This is a genomic window from Klebsiella sp. R445 (assembly GCF_051131755.1).
Taxonomy (GTDB): Bacteria; Pseudomonadota; Gammaproteobacteria; order Enterobacterales; family Enterobacteriaceae; genus Klebsiella; species Klebsiella lignicola.
In genome coordinates, this window is sequence record NZ_CP180446.1 from 578,742 (window position 1) to 598,648 (window position 19,907).

Genomic DNA, 19,907 nt, shown 5'->3' on the forward strand with positions numbered 1-19,907 from the left:
GCCTCGAATGAGCCACCACCTTCTGCGACGTCTCGGCTCCGGTTTACTGGTGCTGTGGGCGGCCTTCACCCTCTCCTTCGTGCTGCTGCAGGTGCTGCCGGGAGATGCGGTGTTGATCAAATTCCAGAATCCGGATCTCGGCCTCAGTCCGGCACAAATCGCCGAAATGCGCCTTGCCTACGGGGCCGATAGCCCGCTCTGGCGCCAGTATTTTCACACCTTAGCGGCGATGTTGCAGGGGGATTTCGGCTATTCGTTACAGGCGGGGATCGCGGTCAGCACCCTGCTTGCCAGCAACCTGCCGGATACGCTGAGCCTGGCGGTCCCGGCGTTTATCCTCGCCATCGCGCTGGCGTTCAGCCTGGCCTTTGCCGCCCGCCTGCCGGGCCTGCGCTGGCTGAGCAATGCCCTGCAATCCTTACCGGTGCTGTTTATTTCGTTGCCGACCTTCTGGTTAGGCATCGCGTTGATTCAGCTCTTCTCCTTCCAGCTACGCTGGATCCCGGTGATCAACCCGGGGCCGTTACAGGGGTTGATTCTGCCGGTTATTGCCGTCGCGGTGCCCATTTCCGCTCCGCTGGCGCAGATTCTGATGCGCAGTATGGACCAGGTAGCCGCCCAGCCGTTTGTCGCCGTCGCCCGCGCCAAAGGAATGAGCGAAACCGCCGTCCTGTGGCGACACGTCACCGGTAATGCCCTGCTGCCGGTGTTAAATATTGCCGGATTGCTGCTGGGAGAGCTGATTGCCGGCGCCTTAATCACCGAAACCGTGTTTGGCCGCGGCGGCCTGGGTCAACTGACCCAGCAGGCGGTCAACAATCAGGATATCGCGGTGTTACAGGCGGTGGTGATGATCTCCGCCCTCGCCTTTGTGTTGATTAACCTGTTGGTGGATCTGCTGATGCCGTTGCTCGATCCTCGGCTGAACACCGTCGCCGGAGGAGTAGTATGAGCCTTGTTGATTACGCCACTGCCGTCCGTCGACGGGCGCCGCTGCGCCAGCCGCTACGCTGGCGTCCGGGATTATGGCTGGCCTGGAGCGTGATGATCCTCGCGCTGTTGATGGCGCTGGCGCCACAGTGGTTCAGCGCCGGAGATCCGCTGGAGGGCATCGCTGGCGCCCAGCGTCTGCCACCGCAGGCGGCGCACTGGCTGGGCACTGACCAGCTCGGGCGCGACCTGTGGACACGGATCGTCTATGGCGCGGTACATTCCCTTTCCGCGGCGATGGCGGCGGTCGCCATTGGGCTGCTGGTCGGCACTACCCTCGGCACCCTGGCCGGTGCTGCTGCCGGACGCGTCGAATCGCTGGTGATGCGGCTGGTTGATGTACTACTGGCAATTCCGTCGCTGCTGCTGTCATTAACGGTGATCATTCTGCTCGGTTTCGGCACCGTCAACGCGGCGGTTGCCGTCGGGGCCGCCTCCGTGGCCAGTTTTGCCCGTCTGGCGCGTGCGGAAGTGGTCCGCGTGCGCCACAGCGACTACGTCGAGGCGGCCTTCGGCAGCGGCGGCACCTTCTTCGCCGTGTTCTGGCGGCATATTTTGCCCAACTCTCTGACCGCCGTGCTGGCCTTCGCCACGTTGCAGTTTGGTCAGGCGATCCTCGCCCTCTCCACCCTGAGCTTTCTCGGCTACGGCACCCCGCCGCCGGTGCCGGAATGGGGGCTGCTGATTGCCGAAGGACGGAACTATCTGTCGACCGCATGGTGGCTGACCACCTTCCCCGGCGTAGCGGTGATCGCCGTGGTGCTGGCGGCAAACCGCATCAGCCGTCAATTTACCGGAGAGCGCTCATGAACGTATTACGCGTGGAGAATCTGCGCATCAGCTACCGCTCGCATCAGCGCTGGCAGGAAGTGGTGCATAACGTCAGCTTCACCCTCAACCCCGGCGAAATGCTGGCCCTGGTCGGCGAATCCGGTTCCGGAAAAACCACCACCGCCCAGGCCATTATCGGCCTGCTGGCAGATAACGCCCGGCGCGACAGCGGATGCATTGAAATCAACGGCGAGGATATCAGCCGCTGGTCAGGTAAGCGGCTCGATAGCCTGCGCGGCTCGCGCATTAGCCTGATCCCGCAGGACCCCGGTAATGCCCTGAACCCGGTGCAAACCATCGGGACTCAGGTCGCAGAAATTCTCAGCCTGCATCAGAAAACCAGTGCCTCCGAGCGCAAACAGCAGGTGCTGACGCTGTTAACCAAAGTCGGTCTCAGCCACCCCGAACAGCGCTTCAATCAGTATCCGCACCAGCTCTCCGGCGGCATGAAACAGCGGGTATTAATCGCCATCGCCGTGGCCCTTAAACCGGATTTGATTATTGCCGACGAACCGACCAGCGCCCTGGATGTCACCGTGCAAAAGCGCATTCTCGACCTGCTTGATGCCCTACGCCAGGAGTCTGGAACGGCGGTGCTGTTTGTCACCCACGATCTGGCGCTGGCGGCCCAGCGTGCCGACCGACTGCTGGTCTTTCGCCACGGAGAAATTCAGGAACAGGGTCTGACGGCGGACGTAGTGCGCACCCCGCAGCACGCCTATACCCGCCAGCTGCTGAGCGATCTGCAAGGCGAGCGGCTGAACGCCGGCGTGAAGGGCCGGCATACGCTGAGCACCCCGGCGATCCGCGCCGTCGATATCAGTAAGCGTTTTGCCCTCGGGAACGGGCAGCTGCAGGCCCTGGACGCGGTCAGCTTTGAAGTCAGACGCGGCACGACTCACGCCCTGGTGGGCGAATCCGGTTCGGGCAAAACCACGCTGGCGCGGATCCTGTTGGGTTTTGAGCGCGCCGACGGCGGGCACATCGCCATTGACGGAATCGACGCTGGTCATTTAAGCCGCGAGGCACAGCGCCAGCTCCGGCGCAAAATTCAGTTCGTCTATCAGAATCCGTTCGCCTCCCTCGACCCGCGCCAGACGCTGTTTGCGATTATCGAAGAGCCGCTGAAGAATTTTGAGCCGCTGCCTCCGGCCCTTCGCCGCGCCCGGGTTGAGGCGGTTGCCGCCCGGGTCGCGCTGGCTCCAGAACTGCTGACGCGAACCGCCCGCGAGCTCTCCGGCGGCCAGCGTCAGCGGGTGGCTATTGCCCGGGCGCTGGTGCTCGAACCGACGATTCTGGTCCTCGATGAAGCCACCTCGGCGCTGGACGTTACGGTGCAGGCGCAGATCCTCGCTCTGCTTCAGCAGCTGCAACAGCAGTTGGGGCTGAGCTATCTGTTTATTACCCACGACCTGGCGACGGTACGCCGCATCGCCCAGAGCGTCACGGTGCTGCGCGCCGGTCAGGTGGTGGAGTCCGGCGAGGTCAGCCGCCTGTTCAGCCAGCCCCAGCACGACTATACCCGCGAGCTCATCGCCGCCATCCCTCACGTATCCACCCTCAGCAAGGAGATCGCATGACGCGTAAACGCCTGGGCTTTTTCACCCGCCTGCTGGACCATGCCACCCCGCAAGCGCGCTACCGGCTGGCAACCGAGCAGATTCGTCACGCCGAGCGCCTCGGCTTCGACAGCGCATGGGTGGCGCAACACCACTTCCACGAACAGGAAGGCGGCCTGCCTTCACCGCTGGTTTTTCTTGCCCATGTTGCAGCGCAGACCGAGCGGATCCGTCTCGGTACCGCCATTATTACGCTGCCGATGGAAAATGCGCTGCGGGTCGCCGAGGACGCAGCGGTGCTGGATTTATTAGCCGACGGGCGGCTTGAGATTGGTTTTGGTTCCGGCGGTACGCCAACCTCATTTCTGCCGTTTGGTTTAACCAGCGAGCAGCGCGGGGCGGCCTTCGCCGACAATCTGCATCTGATCCGCAGCGCCTGGCGCGGCGATTCCCTCGCCCATCCAGACAATCATCTTTATCCTCCCGCGCCGCAGCTGGCACAACGGATCTGGATCGCGACCTTTTCCATAGACGGCGCCGTTCGCGCCGGCCAGGCCGGTCACGGTTTAATGCTCTCCCGGACCCAGCCGCGCCCGCCCGGACAGCCGGACTTAACGCTGGATGCGATCCAGAATCCGCTGATCGATGCCTATCTCGCGGCGCTGCCCACCGGTATCGCCCCGCGGATCCTTGCCTCGCGCACCGCCTTTGTGGCCGACAGTCAGGCCTACGCCCTGCAGGTCGCCGAACCGGGGTTACGCCAACAGGCGGCGGCCCATCACGCTGCCGGCCATCAGGTGATCGGTGACACTGTCACAGAGCATCTGTCACAGTTCGACGCCCACGTCGGTGATATCGACCATGTCCAGGCATCGCTGGCGCAGGACAGCGTCCTCGCCCGCGTCACCGATATTTCGTTCCAGGTGCACTCCGTTGAGCCATTGCACCGCGACACCCTGCGTTCCATTGAGCTGATCGCTCAGCATATCGCCCCGCAACTAAGGTAGGAGTCACCATGACATTGAGTCAGGATATTTTGGCCGAACTGGCAGAGATCGCCCCGCATTCACCATTGGCCGAGGCGCGTGCCGTGCGCGAGGCAGCAACCCGCCATGCCCAGGGCAGCTATGAAGTGTTATTCAGCCAGCAGGACGAGGACTTTGCGCCGGATGAGCGTTTCGCCATTGCCGCCAAAGTGGCGAAGCTGCATCAGGCCGACGCGCTGGCCGCCCACTATGCCGGATTTGGCCTCGCCGATCCCACCTCGGCGCGGCTGACGCCGGCGCTGGCGTTTGCCCGCCTGCTCACCTTCACGCCGGTGGAAGCCACGCCTGCGGCGATACAGGCGTTGAGCCGCGCCGGCTGGACCTCGCGGGGCATCGTCACCCTCGCCCAGCTAATTGCGTTCGTCAGTTTCCAGAGCCGGCTGCTTAACGGCCTGCGCTTGCTAAACGGCAAAACCAGCGCCAGCGCCGCAACCCCGGTGGCCGCCGGTTTCTGGCACACCACGCCGCACACGCTCAGCGGCAAGCCAGCCCCGGTGCATTTCACCCGCGAGGAGCTGAACTGGGAACCCTGGCTGGATGCCAAACCGTTGGCGGAGTTCAGCGATACCGAACAGCAGACGCTGGCGAAATTTGGCCACACGGACTCCCCATATTTTCGTCTGCTGGCGCGCAATCAGCCGGTGCTGGAGCAGCGCACCCTGACCGACAAAGGCATCTTCTATACACCCGGCGGCCTGCCGCGCGCGGAGCGAGAGCTGGCCGCCACGGTCGCCAGTAAGGTGAACGGCTGTATTTATTGCGCGTCGGTGCATGCCCGTAAGGCGGCGCAGCTGGCAAAAGAGGAGACCGCTGTTGATACCCTGCTGGCAGTAACGCCGGGGGAACGGTTGAGCGACGGTCAGTCGCCGCGCTGGCAGCCGCAAATCGAGTTCGCCGCCGCCCTGTCCGTGACGCCGCCAGCCCTGAACGCCGCGCATCTTGCGGGGCTTGAGCAGCAGGGTCTGGATACCCTGGCTCAGTTGGATTTACTGCAATCGGCGGCGTTCTTCGCCTGGGCCAACCGGTTGATGCTGACCCTAGGCGAACCGTGGAAAATTGCTTAACTGACCACGCCCGCCGCGAGGCGTACCCGCTGGTAGCGGGCGTATATCAGCAACGAGGTCATCGCCAGGAAGGAGAGCAAGGCCGCCGGGAGCGTCACCGCGTTCCAGCCGTAGCCGTAGGTGATCATCATTCCACCGCAGAAGGCGCCGATGGCGCTACCGAGATTAAAAGCGATTTGTCCGCCGGCGGCGCCAAGCATTTCGCCGCCGCGCGCGTTTTGCAGCAGTAAGATTTGCAGCGGCGCGGCGAGCGCAAACAGCCCGGCGCAGCACAGGAAGGCCAGCAGCAGCGAGGCGGTTTTCACGCCGCCGAACAGGAAGATCAGCAACAGCAGTAACACAATGCCGCCGTCGGTGACGGTGGCAATCTGCAGCGGGCTGAAGCGGCCGGATATTTTACCGCTCAGCAGGTTGCCGATGACCATCCCCAGCCCCACCAGCATCATGATGGCGATCATCGCGTTTTCAGAGAACCCGGAGACGTTGATCATAAACGGCTTGATATAGCTGAACCACGCGAATACCCCGGCGTTGCCAAACATGGTTGCGGCAAAAATCAGCCACGGTGCCGGTGATTTAAGAAAGTGAAATTGTTCCCGCAGACGCGCCGTCGAGCGGTCGAAAAGGGTCGGAACCCACCAGAGGATCGACACCAGCACCGCCACGTTAAACAGGGCGATGGCCATAAAGGTATAGCGCCAGCTGAACTGATGCCCGAGCCAGGTCCCGGCGGGCACGCCAATAAGGTTGGCAACCGTCATCCCGGCAATCATCCCGGCGACCGCCGCGGTCACTTTTCCCGGCGGCGCGACCTTCGACAGAATAATCGCCCCGACGCCAAAAAAGGCCCCATGCGGGAAGCCGGACACCAGACGACCCAGCGCCAGCATCGGATAGCTGGAGGAGAAGGTAAACAGGGTATTCCCGAGAATACAGAGCGCGGCGAGGAACAGCATGACCGACTTTAAGGAGTAACGGCTGGAAAACAGCGCCATCACCGGGGCGCCAATAACCACGCCAAACGCATAATACGAAATCATATTCCCGGCGGCGGGAATCGAGATCCCGACATCATGGGCAATTTCCGGCAGCACGCCCATAATGCCAAATTCCGCCATCCCCAGGCCAAAGGTGCCCAGCGCCAGCGAAAAAATCGTCTTTTTCATTCAGGTCATCACATGTTTTTGGATTTGCGACCGGCATTATTGACCATCGCGTAGTGGCAGACCAGACAAAAACACGAGGTGACCCGATTGTCCATAAAATAGCCCAATACCTGCATGCCCGTAAGGGGCCAGCCCGCCGGCACCGGCGGCGGCGCCACCGGCCGTTTTGTCCATAGTGCTGCCGTTGACATCCGGCATTCGGGCTAAGCGGTGGAAATCTAATAAAGTCCGCGCAAACCGCCGTTGCTGCTTACACTTTACACAGTACCTGTCCCATTCCCTCACCTGATGGAGCGATAACCATGGGAAACAAAAAGAAGACCAAGGGCGTTGCCGGCGCCAGCAACATGAAGCCTCTCGACGACAAAACCTATGAAAAGGCGCTGCGAAAGCTTCACGTTGAACTGGTCAAATTACAGCAATGGGTGGTCAGCCAGGGCCTCAAGGTCTGCATCGTCTTTGAAGGCCGCGACGGCGCCGGTAAAGGCGGCACCATCAAGGCGATCACCGAGCGGGTCAGCCCGCGAGTGTTCCGGGTGGTGGCACTTCCGGCGCCAACCGACAAAGAAAAAACCCAGCTCTATTTCCAACGTTATATTCCGCACCTGCCGGCGGCCGGGGAAATCGTGATTTTCGACCGCAGTTGGTATAACCGGGCGGGCGTCGAGCGGGTGATGGGATTTTGTACCGATGATGAAGTGGAGAAGTTTCTGCAGGGCGCGCCGCTGGTAGAACGCTCGATGGTGGAATCGGGGATTATCCTGCTGAAGTACTGGCTGGAAGTGACCCCGGAAGAGCAGGAGCGCAGGCTACGGGATCGCATCAATGACGGGCGTAAAATCTGGAAACTGTCGCCGATGGATATCAAGTCGTTTAACCGCTGGGATGAGTACACCCTCGCCCGGGATGCGATGTTTGCCGCCACCGACACCGCCTGGGCGCCGTGGTTTGTCGCCCGCTCGGAAGATAAAAAGCGCGTCCGGCTGAATATCATTACCCATATGCTGTCGCACATTCCTTACAAGAGCCTGCATCCGGAACCGGTCAAATTACCGAAACGCAAAATCGGCAAAGTGAAAACCGCCGACTATCCGTTCCGTTTTATTCGCGAGGATTTTTGACGGCTCCCGCGACGGCGTCCCGCCTCAAGGTTAACGCCTGAGGCGGGACGCGCGGCGTGAAGGCCGTAAATAACGATCAGGAACGCCGGGAGGCGATCCCTTCACTGCTCTCTTTTTTCGCTTCCAGACGTTCGACGTCACGGTACCAGCGCGGATGGTGTTTCTGCGCCCAGCGACGGCTCACCTTCCCTTCGACCATCCCTTTAATCGACCCTTTGACCCAGAACGCCATATACATATGGATCAGGATGGCGTGAATCAAAATAATCGCCGAGGTCGCATGGATCAGCAGGCTGTAGCGGACCAGTTGGATCGGGAAGTAGGAGGCAAAATAAGGCCGCCAGATAATCACCCCGGTCACCAGCAACACAAAAATCATGCTCATAATGGTCCAGAACATCATCTTCTGCCCGGCGTTATATTTCCCGACGCGGGCTACCTTATGCTCATTGCCCTTCAGCACCTCGACGATACCTTTAAGCCACGGGATATCCTGCTTGTCCGGGATGTTATGCTTCACAAAGCGCACGAACATCAGCATCAGCGCCAGGAAGATCGCCACCCCGAAGAAGGGATGCAAAATGCGCCCCATCTGCGGCGTTCCAAAAGTTTCCGTCAGCCACTGAAGCGTCGGGAAGAAGAACGAAATCCCCGACAGCGCCACCAGAAAGAAGCAGATCACCACCGTCCAGTGACAGGCGCGGTCAATAAACCTGGTGCGCACTATCATTTTCGATTTATGCATCATGTTCCTCCTCGTCGTCATCCACTTCCTTGTTGGGGCCAATGCCGATGTAGTGATAAATAAGCCCGGCGAAGGTGGCAATAAAGCCCGCCGCCGACAGCGGTTTCAGCGCCCCTTTCCACAGGTTAATGCTGGTATCAATCTGCGGATCTTTCGGCAGGTTGTGATACAGCTCCGGCTGGTCGGCATGGTGCAGCACATACATCACGTGGGTACCGCCGACCCCTGGCGGGTTGTACAGCCCCGCCTGTAGATAGCCGCGTTTTTTTAGCTTGTCGACCCGCGCCTGGGCCACCTCCAGCATCTCTTTCTTGCTGCCGAAATGAATGGCACCGGTCGGGCAGGTTTTCACGCAGGCTGGCTCCTGGCCGACGCTGACGCGATCCACGCAGAGGGTGCATTTATAAACCCGGTTATCGGCCTTATTCAGGCGCGGCACGTTGAACGGACAGCCGGCAATGCAGTAGCCGCAGCCGATACAGTTGTCCTGCTGAAAGTCGACAATACCGTTGGCGTACTGCACGATTGCTCCGGCGGACGGACAGGCTTTCAGGCAGCCCGGATCCTCGCAGTGCATACAGCCGTCTTTGCGGATCAGCCACTCCAGCTTGCCGTTCTGCTCGGTTTCGCTAAAGCGCATCACCGTCCAGGATTTGGCGCTCAGATCGGCGGGGTTATCGTACACCCCGACGCAGTGCCCCACTTCGTCGCGGATATCGTTCCACTCGGAGCAGGCCACCTGGCAGGCTTTACAGCCCACGCAGGAGGTCACATCGATAAGCTTGGCCACTTCCGCTTTATCGTCCCGCGCACGAGGCGCGGGGGTTATCGGGTTGGTGGCGGAGCGTTTGAGAATGTCTTGTGTTTCCATCGCCATAAAGTCGCTCCTTACGCTTTCTCGATGTTGACCAGGAACGCCTTATACTCCGGCGTTTGCGAGTTGGCATCGCCGACGTTTGGCGTCAGGGTATTGGCGATATAGCCTTTTTGCGCCACCCCTTCATAACCCCAGTGCAGCGGGATACCGACGGTTTCGACCTCCTGACCGTGGACCTGCAGCGTACGCAGACGCCGGGTCACCACCGCCACCGCGCGGATAAAGCCACGCTGGCTGCTGACCGTCACGCGATCGCCATTGGCAATACCTTTCGCTTTCGCCAGGCCTTCGCTGATTTCCACGAACTGCTGCGGCTGGGCAATGGCGTTAAGCCGCGCATGCTTGGTCCAGGTGTGGAAGTGCTCGGTCAGGCGATAGGTGGTCCCGACATACGGGAAACGATCCTTCTTGCCTAAACGGCGGGCATCTTCCTCGTACAGTCGCACCACCGGACTGGAGACCACCTGCGGATGCAGCGGGTTGGTACCCAGCGGCGTTTCCATCGGCTCGTAGTGTTCCGGGAACGGCCCTTCCGCAAGTTTATCGAGGGCAAACAGACGCCCCAGCCCTTCCGGCTGCATGATAAACGGCCCGGTATTGCTGCCCGGCGCGGCGTTATTGAAGTCCGGAATGTCGTTGCCGCTCCAGCGGCTGCCGTCCCACTGGATCAGCATCCGTTTGGCGTCCCACGGCTTGCCGTGGATATCCGCCGAAGCGCGGTTGTAGAGCACCCGACGGTTGAGCGGCCAGGCCCAGGCCCAGCCCAGGGTGTTGCCCAGCCCCGATGGGTCGGCGTTATCGCGGTTCGCCATCTGGTTGCCTTGCGCCGTCCAGCTGCCGCTGTAAATCCAGCACGAAGACGCGGTGGTGCCGTCGTCACGCAGCAGCGCGAAGCTGTTCAGCAACTGGCCTTTTTTCGCCAGCAGCGTGCCGTTGCTGTCGTAGAGGTCTGCCAGCGCGTAGCCGTTGTTCTCTTTCGCCACCTCTTCCGATTGCGGATGATCCGGCTGATGATAGTCCCAGCTCATCTTCAGCAGCGGTTCGGCGCCCTTGCCACCTTCGCGGCGATACATCTCGCGCAGACGGTGGTAAATGCCGGCCAGAATCTCGCCGTCGTTGCGTGCTTCCCCCGGCGCGTCCTGACCTTTCCAGTGCCACTGCAACCAGCGCCCGGAGTTGGCAATCGAACCGTCCTCTTCGGCAAAACAGGTGGAAGGCAGACGGAACACTTCGGTCTGAATCGCCGCCGGATCCACATCGTTCATCTCACCGTGGTTGTGCCAGAAGGTGGAGGTTTCGGTGACCAGCGGGTCGATAACCACCATGTACTTCAGCTTGCTGAGGCTACGCACGACCTTGTTTTTATCCGGGAAGGAGGCCACCGGGTTAAATCCCTGACAGATATATCCCGAGACCTTGCCGTTATCCATCATGTTGAAATACTTGATAACGTCGTAGGCCTGGTCCCATTTTGGCAGCCAGTTAAAGCCCCAGTCGTTGTCTTTCTGCGCCGCGTCGCCGTAGAACGATTTCATCAGGCTGACCGCAAACTTCGGATAGTTGCTCCAGTAGTTGACCTGATCGGGCCGGGTTGCCGTCGGGGTATTGGCCGCCAGCCAGCTGTGCAGATCGGTCTGTTTTTCCGACGGCAGCGTCAGGTAGCCCGGCAGGCTGGTCGACAGCAGACCGAGGTCGGTTAAACCCTGGATATTGGAGTGTCCGCGCAGGGCATTGACGCCGCCCCCCGCCATCCCCATGTTGCCGAGCAGCAGCTGGATCATCGCCATGGTGCGGATGTTCTGCGCCCCGACGGTATGCTGGGTCCAGCCAAGGGCATACAGGAAGGTGGTCGTCCGGTCCGCCGCACTGGTGGAGGCCAGCACTTCACACACCTTAAGGAAGTCGGCTTTCGGCGTGCCGCAGATGTTTTCCACTACATCCGGCGTATAGCGGGAAACGTGCTGTTTCAGCAGGTTCCACACGCAGCGCGGGTGGTTCAGGGTGTCATCACGTCTGGCGTAGCCGTTCTCATCGAACTGGTAGTTCCACGAGGATTTATCGTACTGGCGTTTTTCCGCGTCATAACCGCTGAACAGGCCATCGTCGAAGGTAAAGTCATCGCGCACCAGCAGGCTGGCGTTGGTGTAGTGCCTGACGTATTCGGCATTGATGGCGTTATTTTCAATCAGGTACAGCAGCACCCCCGACAGGAACGTAATGTCGGTGCCGGAGCGAATCGGCGCATAGATATCGGCTACCGATGCGGTACGGGTGAAACGAGGGTCAACGACGATAAGCGTCGCATCGTTATTGTTTTTTGCCTCCATCGCCCAGCGGAATCCCACCGGATGGGCCTCAGCGGCGTTGCCGCCCATCACCATTACGACGTTAGCGTTTTTGATATCAACCCAGTGGTTGGTCATCGCACCGCGACCAAATGTTGGAGCAAGACTTGCTACCGTTGGTCCGTGTCAGACGCGCGCCTGGTTATCCACCGCCAGCATGCCGAGGGATCGCACAAACTTCTGCGTCAGCATGCCGGTTTCATTGCTGGCCGCCGAGGCGCACAGCATCCCGGTAGACAGCCAGCGGTTGACCGTCACGCCCTGCTCGTTGGTCTCGATAAAGTGGGCATCGCGGTCGGCTTTCATCAGTCTGGCGATGCGGCTGAAGGCCTCATCCCAGGAGAGGCGCTGCCATTTATCCGATCCTGGCGCGCGGTATTCCGGGTAACGCAGACGGTTTTCACTGTGCACATAATCGAGCAGCCCCGCGCCTTTCGGACAGAGCGCGCCCCGGCTCACCGGATGATCCGGGTCCCCTTCGATATGGTAAATTGCTTCTTTAGCGTTCTTCGCGCCGTCGCCCAGGCTATACATTAATAGCCCGCAGCCCACGGAGCAGTATGTGCAGGTGTTGCGGATCTCTTTGGCGCGCAATAATTTATAATTTCGCGCCTGAGCCAGTGCCATTTTGGGTGCAAATCCCAGCGCAGCAGCAGTGGTTCCGGCCATACCGCCTGCGCAGATTTTGAAAAACCTTCTGCGGCTGACGTCCATTGGTTTTCTCCCTTCAGGATGCATGTTTATCGCCAGGGAAATTAACAGCAATGTCGGCGTTTTTTTTGCGTCAAATCAATGTCGAAAAGCGACGCCCCCTTAATAGTCAGGGGCGCCGGAGTTGCTTACTCCCTAGGTATTACGCCGAATGGAAAATAGGGGCCACAGCGAATAAAAAAATGTTATAAATCGACTCTTGATAAATATTGCTGTCTGGTTGGACATGGAAAAGAAAAAAGCAACGCTGATCGGCCTGGCCGCCATTGTGCTATGGAGTACGATGGTTGGTTTAATTCGTGGGGTCAGCGAAGGGTTAGGCCCGGTGGGCGGCGCGGCAATGATTTATACGCTCAGCGGGTTATTGCTGCTGGTGACCGTCGGTTTTCCCCGGCTGCGGCAGATCCCGCGCCCCTATCTGCTGGCCGGCAGCGTACTGTTCGTCTGCTATGAGCTGTGTCTGGCGCTGTCTCTGGGCTTTGCCGGCAGCCGCCAGCAGGCCATTGAAGTCGGCATGGTGAATTATCTCTGGCCCAGCCTGACCATTTTATTTGCCATTTTGTTTAATCGCCAAAAAACAAACTGGCTGATTATTCCCGGCTTGCTGCTGGCGCTACTTGGGGTCGTCTGGGTATTAGGCGGTGAGCACGGTCTGAATGTTGATGAAATTTCCCGCAACGTCATTTCCAGCCCCCTGAGCTATATTCTGGCGTTTATTGGCGCCTTTATCTGGGCGACCTATTGCACGGTCACCGCCAAATATGCGAAAGGCCACAACGGCATTACCCTGTTTGTCTTATTAACCGCCCTGACCCTGTGGCTGAAATTCCTGTTCAGCGAGCAACCGCCGATGCTGTTCAGTTGGCCGGTGGTGATTAAGCTGGTGATGTGTGCGGTGGCGTTAGGTTTTGGCTATGCCGCCTGGAACGTCGGGATCCTTAATGGCAACGTCAGCCTGCTGGCCGCCGCCTCTTATTTTACCCCGGTTCTCTCGTCGGCGCTGGCGGCAGTGCTGCTCAGTGCGGCGTTATCCTGGTCATTCTGGCAGGGAGCCGGCATGGTCTGCGCCGGCTCCCTGCTCTGCTGGTCCGCCACCCGGCGCTAGCCGAGGTCGCCGCCGGCCACCGGTAGCGTCACCCCGGTGATATAGCTGGCCTCATCGCTGGCGAGAAACAGGATCGCGTTCGCCTGTTCCGCCAGCGTCCCGTAGCGATGCATCAGGCTGCTGTCGACGGTCTGATCGACCACCTGCTGATACCATGCCTGCTCCTGCGCCGTCGGCGTTTCGCTGTTGCGCGGCGTCACCCGCGCCGGAGCATCGGTACCGCCCGGCGCCACGGCGTTGATGCGGATCCCACTGTGGCTGTACTCCATGGCAATGGAGCGGGTCAGGGCATTGACCCCGCCTTTCGCCGCAGAGTACGGCACCCGGTTAACTCCCGCCGTGGCGACAGACGAGACGTTCACAATGCTGCCTTTCCCCTGTTTCAGCATCCACGGCAGCGCCGCCCGACAGCCCCACAGAGTCGGAAACAGTGAGCGACGGATCTCTTTTTCGATCTGGTCCGGCTGATACTCAGCAAACGGTCGCGCCCAAATCGTGCCGCCGATGTTATTGATCACCACATCGAGGCGACCGAAATGGGCAACGCCGGCGGCAAACGCCTGCTCGGTGCTATCCCACTGTTCAAGATCCGCCTCAAGTGCCAGCACTTCGCTGCCCTGCTGCACCAGCGTGGCCGCCAGCTCGTGAACATAGCTCGAGCGGTCAATCAGCAACAGCGTCGCCCCTTCGCGCGCGGCCTGCTCGGCGGTCTGGCGCCCAATGCCCTGCGCAGCGCCGGTGATCGCCACCACTTTATGTTGAAAACGCATACCCACTCCTTATGCCGCCGCACTCTGGCTGGCGTTAAATTTCTCATACCAGAAACCGGCAGGGTTAATTCCCCGTTCACGTAGCGCGGTGGATACCGCGTTAACCATCGGCGGCGGGCCGCACAGGTAAATGTCCACATCGCCGTCGTTGAGGATCGCCTCATCAAGATGCTCGGTAACGAAGCCGCGCTGCGGACAGGCGCTGTGCTCATCGGCCACCACCGGCAGCCAGCGATAGCCCGGCAGCTGGCCAACAAAGGCCTCCAGCGCCTCGGTTTTCACCAGGTCACAATCCCGGGTCACACCGTACAGCAGCGTCACCGGACGGGTATTGCCTTGCCGCACCAGGGTGTGCAGCATCGACAGCAGCGGCGCCAGGCCGGTACCGCCCGCCAGCAACAGCAGCGGACGTTCGCCGTTGCGCAGGTAGAAACTGCCCATCGGGCCGCTCAGGGTCAGGCGATCGCCCGGCTGCGCCTTTTGGATCAGCCACTGGCTCATCATGCCGCCGGGGACGTTGCGGATCAGGAAGCGCCCTTCACGCTCGCCGGCCAGCGAACTGAAGGAATAGGCGCGGCTGTGGGGGGTTCCCGGCACCTGAATCGACACGTATTGCCCCGGTAAAAAGGCCAGCGCCTCGTCCAGCTGCACCACCAGTTCAATGGCGGTATCCGACAGCAGAGTGACCTCCATGACCTCTGCGCCGATGCTGCTCAGGGCGGTTTTGCACTGCGCCGCCGCGACCGGGACATCAATGATGCAGTCGCTGGTGGGCACCATCTGGCAGGTCAGCACCTGACGGGCCTCGGCCTCGTCCTCGCTCAGCGCCTCCTCCAGATAGTCATCCCCCATGCCGTACTCGCCGCTGGCGCAGTGGCATTTACAGGTGCCGCAGACCCCGTCCGAGCAGTCCATCGGCAGATTAACCTTCTGGCGATAGGCGGCATCCAGCACCTTCTCCCCGGCATTGCAGTGAATAAACCGAGTGATGCCATCTTCAAAATTGAGCGCGATAGTAAACATAACCACCTCTTAAATATGGTAAACGTCAATCACCTGGCGGATGTAGTCGTTATTGAGACGCACCGTTTTGCGCAGGATTTGCGGTTTGCCGTCCACTTCCGTCAGGGTGCAGCAGGTCGAGCCAAAATAGGCATCGGTGTGCTGGTAGCGGTGGCTGTAGGTGACCCAGTTGTAGCGCACTTCGATGCCCTGCGGGTTCTCGCCGAGAAGCTCCACATTGCTGATCATATGGGTGGTCCGCGGTTCCGGCGTGCTGGCGCCGGAGCGCTCGGTTTTAATCCGGTATACGCGGTCTTCCAGCCCGTCACGGTTCGGGTAGTAGATCAGCGAGATTTCGCGCTGCGGGTCGCGGGTCAACTTGTCGTCGTCGCCCCAGGCCGGCATCCAGAACACCACTTTCGGGCTGTAGCAGGTCAGCCACTCGTCCCACTGACGGTCGTCCAGCAGGCGGGCTTCGTAATAGAGGAACTGGCGAACTTGTTCGAGGCTCAGCATCACACCACCTCCACGCGTTGGGTAATGGATTGCTCGTAGCGCTGCTGCTCTTTGTCCAGCGCCGCCAGCATCACGTTTTGCCAGTGGTGGTGATGAGCGATATACAGCGCTTCATCCTCCGACTTGACGCCGCTCAGCAGCGGGGTAAATCCGGCGTGCTGCGCGTGCTCATCCGGGCCATCGACCCAGTGCAGCGCCCCGCGGCTGAGGTCGCTCCATGCCAGATTCTCGCCAAGATAGCCGCGCTGGCAGGCGCTGAACTCTTCGAGGTCGTCCGGCGTCCCCATGCCGCTGACGTTGAAGAAATCTTCGTACTGGCGGATACGCAGCGCCCGCGCCTGGTCCGACTCCCCTTTGGGGGCGAAACACCAGATGGTGACTTCGGTTTTATCGACGGCAATCGGGCGGATCACGCGGATCTGCGTCGAGAACTGATCCATTAAATAGACGTTGGGATAGAGGCACAGGTTGCGGGTTTCGTTGACCATCTGGTCGGCACGAAGCTCGCCAAACTCGGCCTGCAGGCGGGCCTGATGAGCAAACACCGGGCGCACTTCCGGGTTCAGCGCCCGGGTCCACAGCAGCATATGGCCGTTTTCAAAACCGTAACCGCCGCCGAGGCTCTTCGACCAGCCGTTGGCATCGACGGAATGGGTGCCTTCGGCCTCGTAGTTGCGGCGCGACATGGTGGACGCGTAGTTCCAGTGCACCACGCTGACGTGGTAACCGTCGGCGCCGTTTTCCGCTCCCAGCTTCCAGTTACCCTCGTAGACATAGCTCGAGGAGCCTTTCAGGACCTCCAGCCCTTCTGCGGCCTGGTCGACCATCAGATCGATAATTTTGCAGGTTTCGCCGAGATACTGTTCCAGCGGCTGTACGTCATCGCTGAGACTACCGAATAAGAAACCACGATACGACTGGAAGCGCGGCAAAGCTTTAAGATCGTGCGATCCTTCATGTTTAAAGCTGTCGGGATAGCCGCCGGTATTTTCATCTTTGGCTTTCAGCAGTTTGCCGTTATTGCTGAAGGTCCAGCCGTGGAACGGACAGGTAAACGAGTTTTTATTGCCGGTTTTGCGCCGACATAACATCGCACCACGGTGGGCGCAGCTGTTAATTAAAGCATGCAGCTGATCTTTTTTATCGCGGGTAATAATCACCGGCTGACGCCCCAGCGTCAGAGTAAAATAATCGCCCGCTTCCGGGATCTGGCTTTCATGAGCGAGGAATACCCAGTTACCTTCAAATATATGCTTCATTTCAAAATCAAATAACTGCTCGTCGGTGAAGATCGAACGGTGGCAGCGATATATATGATTCTGGCGATCAACAATTAAGGCATTGCTGATTTTATCTTTTAACAGGGTGAATGTTTTTTGCATGAGCTTAGCCCTCCTGCAGAATTCAGGAATCAATGAGTTCAGAAAGAATAATTAATTCGGGAATATCCCCGGCCGCGCAATACGGGCCGGGCGATAACAAGATTCACCAGCCCGGACGCAGCGGTCCGGGGGTGTACCGGCAGTTACTCCTGCGCGCGCAGGCGGCTGATGCGCTGTTCCTGATCGGCGTTTTGCGCCTTGCACAGCGTAAAGTCGAAGCACACTTCGGTATGCTCGCCGTCAAGTTTACGCTGAGCAATCAGCTCGCGGTCGGTGATTTTCACCGGGTCGGCAATCAGGCCATCGCGGGTCGCAAAAGCGAAGTCGTCCCACAGGTACTTATCGCCGCTGAGGTTAATCTGACTGGTTAAATGCTTGTGGCCCGGTGCGGAGACGAAGAAATGAATATGTGCCGGACGGTTACCGTGGCGGCCCAACTGGTCGAGCAGTTTCTGAGTCGGGCCGTCCGGCGGGCAGCCGTAGCCGGAAGGCATAATGCTGCGCACGCTATAGCGGCCATCGGCGCCGGTGCGGATCCGCCGGCGCAGGTTATATTCGCCCTGGCTTTGGTCGAAGAACGAGTAGTTGCCGAGGGTGTTGGCGTGCCAGATATCGACGATCGCATTGGCGAGCGGACGACCCTGGGTATCACGTACCTGGCCGTGGAGCCACATCACTTCGCCAGCATCGGTGCCGTCATCCATTCGCGTGTGTCCGTCGGCCAGTGGCACATTGGCGACATACAGCGGGCCTTCGATGGTACGCGGCGTGCCGGTTTCCTGATGCGCGGCGGCGTCAATGGCATCCTGGCGCAGATCGAGGAAATGTTCGAGACCGAGACCCGCCGCCAGCAGTGCGGCCTCCTGACGTCCACCCAGTTCATGCAGATAATTCACCGCATGCCAGAACTCTTCCTGGGTCACATTATAATCGTCGATCAGGCTGCACATATCTTCCAGCACCCGATGCACAATGGCTTTAAAGCGCTCATTACCACCAGGCACATTTAACCCGGCACTTTCACGTAATAATTTCTGCACGGCGTCTTGTTGTACGAAAGAATTTTTCATTGTGATTCTCACTTATTGCTTGCAGGTTGCTTGTAGGGTGTACGCCGGAATAACCGGCGTGAGGTTTCTTATTATTTATTAGCTATCGTCTTCGCGTACTGAGGAGGGATGGCGACACAATGCCTCGACGCGTATTTCCATAAACGGGTATAACGGCAACCCCATTAAAATTTGATGTAATTCTTCGGCGTCACGCACATCGAATATACTGACGTTGGCGTACAACCCTGCCACCCGCCAGATATGGCGCCATTTGCCTTCGCGCTGTAATTGCTGCGAATAGGCTTTTTCACGTTGCTTAATGTCGTCAATTTCGTCCGCCGGATAGCCCAGCGGAATATTGACGGTCATATCCACTTTAAACAGCATCGGTTTTCTCCTGTGATGCGCTACGCTTTGCGAGCGTAGAACTGCAATTTATCTTCATCCAGCGTGACGCCCAGACCTGGGGTCTGCGGCAGCTCGACCTGCCCGTCCACAAAGGAGAGCGGTACGCTGACGATGTCGTCTTTCAGCAGCAGCGGGCCAAACATTTCGGTGCCCCACTGCAGCGGCAGCGTCGACCAGGCGTGAAGCGAGGCCACCGTGCCGATGGTCCCTTCCAGCATGGTGCCGCCGTACAGGCCGATACCCGCCGCTTGCGCCACGCGTGCCAGCGCTAATACGCTGGCCGGGCCGCCCGCTTTGGCGATTTTCAATGCATAGGCACCGCTAAAGCCCTGCTGAGCCAGCTGATAACCATCGTAATGGGTCGCCACCGCTTCATCCGCGAGGATCGCCGTTTCAATGTTGTGGCTGAGGCGCACCAGCGCGGCGTTGTCCTGGGCGCTGACCGGCTGCTCAATTAAATCGATACCCATGGCCGCCAGCTCACGACAGCCTTTCGCCGCCGCGGTGGCGTCCCAGGCCTGATTGACATCGACGCGGATGCTGGCACGGTCGCCCAGTGCTTCGACGATCGCCCGGGTATGACGCAGGTCAGTAGCTAACTCGCGGGCGCCAATCTTTAACTTAAATGCCTGGTGGCGGCGCTCGGCCAGCAGCCTTTCACCTTCGGCGATATCGTTATCGGTATTGCCGCTCGCCAGGGTCCACAGCACCGGCAGCGAGGTCTGCAGCGCACCGCCTAACAACGCCGACACCGGCAGCCCCAGCGCCTTACCCTGAGCATCCAGCAGCGCGGTCTCAATGGCTGATTTAGCGAAGGTGTTGCCTTTGATGGCGGCGTTCATGCGCTGGGTCAGGGCGTTGAGGTTATCCGCCGGTTGGCCCTTGAGCAGCGGCGTCAGGTAATGGGTGATGGCCGAAGCGATACCTTCGGGGCTTTCCACGCCGTAGCTCAGACCACCGATGGTGGTCGCTTCGCCGATCCCGCAAATGCCGTCCGAGCGCGTAATGCGGACAATCACCAGCGTCTGGCAGCCCATGGTCGTCATGGAGAGTTTGTGCGGACGAATAGTCGGCAGGTCAACCAGCCAGCTTTCAATGCGTTCTACAGTCGCGGTCATGTTCTGTTCCTGAAGGTTAAATACATAACTTTTTGTACCCCCATTCATAACGAGGGGTGACGATGCCTTTGACAATAGGGGCGAGCCGGGGAAATGGTC

At 59.8% G+C, this 19,907-nt stretch carries 18 protein-coding genes; 7 read left to right on the plus strand and 11 right to left on the minus strand.

From position 1 onward, the window contains the following. The first annotated feature begins 7 nt into the window (after window positions 1-7). Genes ACMYSN_RS02680 through ACMYSN_RS02700 form a run of 5 tightly spaced genes read left to right on the plus strand, consistent with a single transcriptional unit; the run spans window position 8 to window position 5,490 of the window. Complete coding sequence (locus ACMYSN_RS02680; RefSeq protein WP_462496914.1) at window positions 8-952, plus strand: ABC transporter permease; 945 nt, start codon at window positions 8-10, stop codon at window positions 950-952. Then, the gene (locus ACMYSN_RS02685; protein WP_462496915.1) at window positions 949-1,800 is read left to right on the plus strand and encodes an ABC transporter permease; all 852 of its coding nucleotides are present in this window, start codon (window positions 949-951) and stop codon (window positions 1,798-1,800) included. Before ACMYSN_RS02680 ends, ACMYSN_RS02685 begins: the two co-directional genes overlap by 4 nt. After that, a complete protein-coding gene (locus ACMYSN_RS02690) occupies window positions 1,797-3,401 on the plus strand; it encodes an ABC transporter ATP-binding protein (protein ID WP_462496916.1) in 1,605 nt (534 codons plus the stop codon). Before ACMYSN_RS02685 ends, ACMYSN_RS02690 begins: the two co-directional genes overlap by 4 nt. Beyond that, window positions 3,398-4,387, plus strand: coding sequence for an LLM class flavin-dependent oxidoreductase (locus tag ACMYSN_RS02695; RefSeq protein ID WP_462496917.1), 990 nt, complete (start codon window positions 3,398-3,400; stop codon window positions 4,385-4,387). Before ACMYSN_RS02690 ends, ACMYSN_RS02695 begins: the two co-directional genes overlap by 4 nt. An 8-nt stretch (window positions 4,388-4,395) precedes the next feature. After that, window positions 4,396-5,490: an alkylhydroperoxidase domain protein gene (locus ACMYSN_RS02700; RefSeq protein ID WP_462496918.1), complete on the plus strand. Its 1,095-nt coding sequence runs from the start codon at window positions 4,396-4,398 to the stop codon at window positions 5,488-5,490. Here the strand turns inward: ACMYSN_RS02700 and araJ are convergent. After that, entirely contained in the window at window positions 5,487-6,656 is a 1,170-nt protein-coding gene (gene araJ / locus ACMYSN_RS02705) for an MFS transporter AraJ (RefSeq protein ID WP_462496919.1), read from the minus strand. The two genes, ACMYSN_RS02700 and araJ, sit on opposite strands and share 4 nt — an antisense overlap. Before the next feature lie 302 nt (window positions 6,657-6,958). Between araJ and ppk2 the strand changes: the two genes are divergently transcribed. Then, window positions 6,959-7,777 carry a polyphosphate kinase 2 family protein gene (ppk2, locus tag ACMYSN_RS02710; RefSeq protein WP_462496920.1) on the plus strand — a complete coding sequence of 273 codons (819 nt, stop codon included), beginning with the start codon at window positions 6,959-6,961 and terminating at the stop codon, window positions 7,775-7,777. A gap of 76 nt (window positions 7,778-7,853) precedes the next feature. Here the strand turns inward: ppk2 and fdnI are convergent, their stop codons facing one another. The 3 genes from fdnI to fdnG are packed head-to-tail and all read right to left on the minus strand — an operon-like array spanning window position 7,854 to window position 12,458. Next, a complete protein-coding gene (gene fdnI, locus ACMYSN_RS02715; RefSeq protein ID WP_123754254.1) occupies window positions 7,854-8,522 on the minus strand; it encodes a formate dehydrogenase-N subunit gamma in 669 nt (222 codons plus the stop codon). Next, entirely contained in the window at window positions 8,515-9,399 is an 885-nt protein-coding gene (gene fdxH, locus ACMYSN_RS02720; RefSeq protein WP_462496921.1) for a formate dehydrogenase subunit beta, read from the minus strand. The genes fdnI and fdxH overlap by 8 nt, the downstream gene beginning before the upstream one ends. Window positions 9,400-9,410: 11 nt before the next feature. After that, window positions 9,411-12,458: a molybdopterin-binding domain-containing protein gene (gene fdnG, locus ACMYSN_RS02725; protein ID WP_462496922.1), complete on the minus strand. Its 3,048-nt coding sequence runs from the start codon at window positions 12,456-12,458 to the stop codon at window positions 9,411-9,413. A gap of 223 nt (window positions 12,459-12,681) precedes the next feature. Here fdnG and yddG point away from each other — a divergent pair, with 223 nt between their 5' ends. Further along, window positions 12,682-13,560 (plus strand): drug/metabolite transporter permease, encoded by an 879-nt coding sequence (gene yddG, locus ACMYSN_RS02730; RefSeq protein ID WP_462496923.1) that lies wholly within the window; start codon window positions 12,682-12,684, stop codon window positions 13,558-13,560. On the opposite strand, the gene ACMYSN_RS02735 is transcribed toward yddG, so the two are convergent. The 7 genes from ACMYSN_RS02735 to ACMYSN_RS02765 form a co-directional block, all read right to left on the minus strand. Then, window positions 13,557-14,330, minus strand: coding sequence for a 1,6-dihydroxycyclohexa-2,4-diene-1-carboxylate dehydrogenase (locus ACMYSN_RS02735; protein ID WP_462496924.1), 774 nt, complete (start codon window positions 14,328-14,330; stop codon window positions 13,557-13,559). The two genes, yddG and ACMYSN_RS02735, sit on opposite strands and share 4 nt — an antisense overlap. A gap of 9 nt (window positions 14,331-14,339) precedes the next feature. Further along, on the minus strand, window positions 14,340-15,353 hold the full coding sequence (benC, locus tag ACMYSN_RS02740) for a benzoate 1,2-dioxygenase electron transfer component BenC (RefSeq protein ID WP_462496925.1): 1,014 nt from the start codon (window positions 15,351-15,353) through the stop codon (window positions 14,340-14,342). A gap of 9 nt (window positions 15,354-15,362) precedes the next feature. Next, window positions 15,363-15,848, minus strand: a complete 486-nt coding sequence (gene benB, locus ACMYSN_RS02745) for a benzoate 1,2-dioxygenase small subunit (RefSeq protein WP_434586982.1) — start codon at window positions 15,846-15,848, stop codon at window positions 15,363-15,365. Then, on the minus strand, window positions 15,848-17,230 hold the full coding sequence (locus ACMYSN_RS02750) for a Rieske 2Fe-2S domain-containing protein (RefSeq protein ID WP_462496926.1): 1,383 nt from the start codon (window positions 17,228-17,230) through the stop codon (window positions 15,848-15,850). Before ACMYSN_RS02750 ends, benB begins: the two co-directional genes overlap by 1 nt. Window positions 17,231-17,373: 143 nt before the next feature. Next, a complete protein-coding gene (gene catA / locus ACMYSN_RS02755) occupies window positions 17,374-18,300 on the minus strand; it encodes a peptidase associated/transthyretin-like domain-containing protein (protein ID WP_462496927.1) in 927 nt (308 codons plus the stop codon). A gap of 78 nt (window positions 18,301-18,378) precedes the next feature. After that, window positions 18,379-18,669 carry a muconolactone Delta-isomerase gene (gene catC, locus ACMYSN_RS02760; RefSeq protein ID WP_123754244.1) on the minus strand — a complete coding sequence of 97 codons (291 nt, stop codon included), beginning with the start codon at window positions 18,667-18,669 and terminating at the stop codon, window positions 18,379-18,381. Window positions 18,670-18,689: 20 nt separating this feature from the next. Then, window positions 18,690-19,856 (minus strand): muconate cycloisomerase family protein, encoded by a 1,167-nt coding sequence (locus ACMYSN_RS02765; RefSeq protein ID WP_462496928.1) that lies wholly within the window; start codon window positions 19,854-19,856, stop codon window positions 18,690-18,692. Window positions 19,857-19,907: the final 51 nt, after the last annotated feature.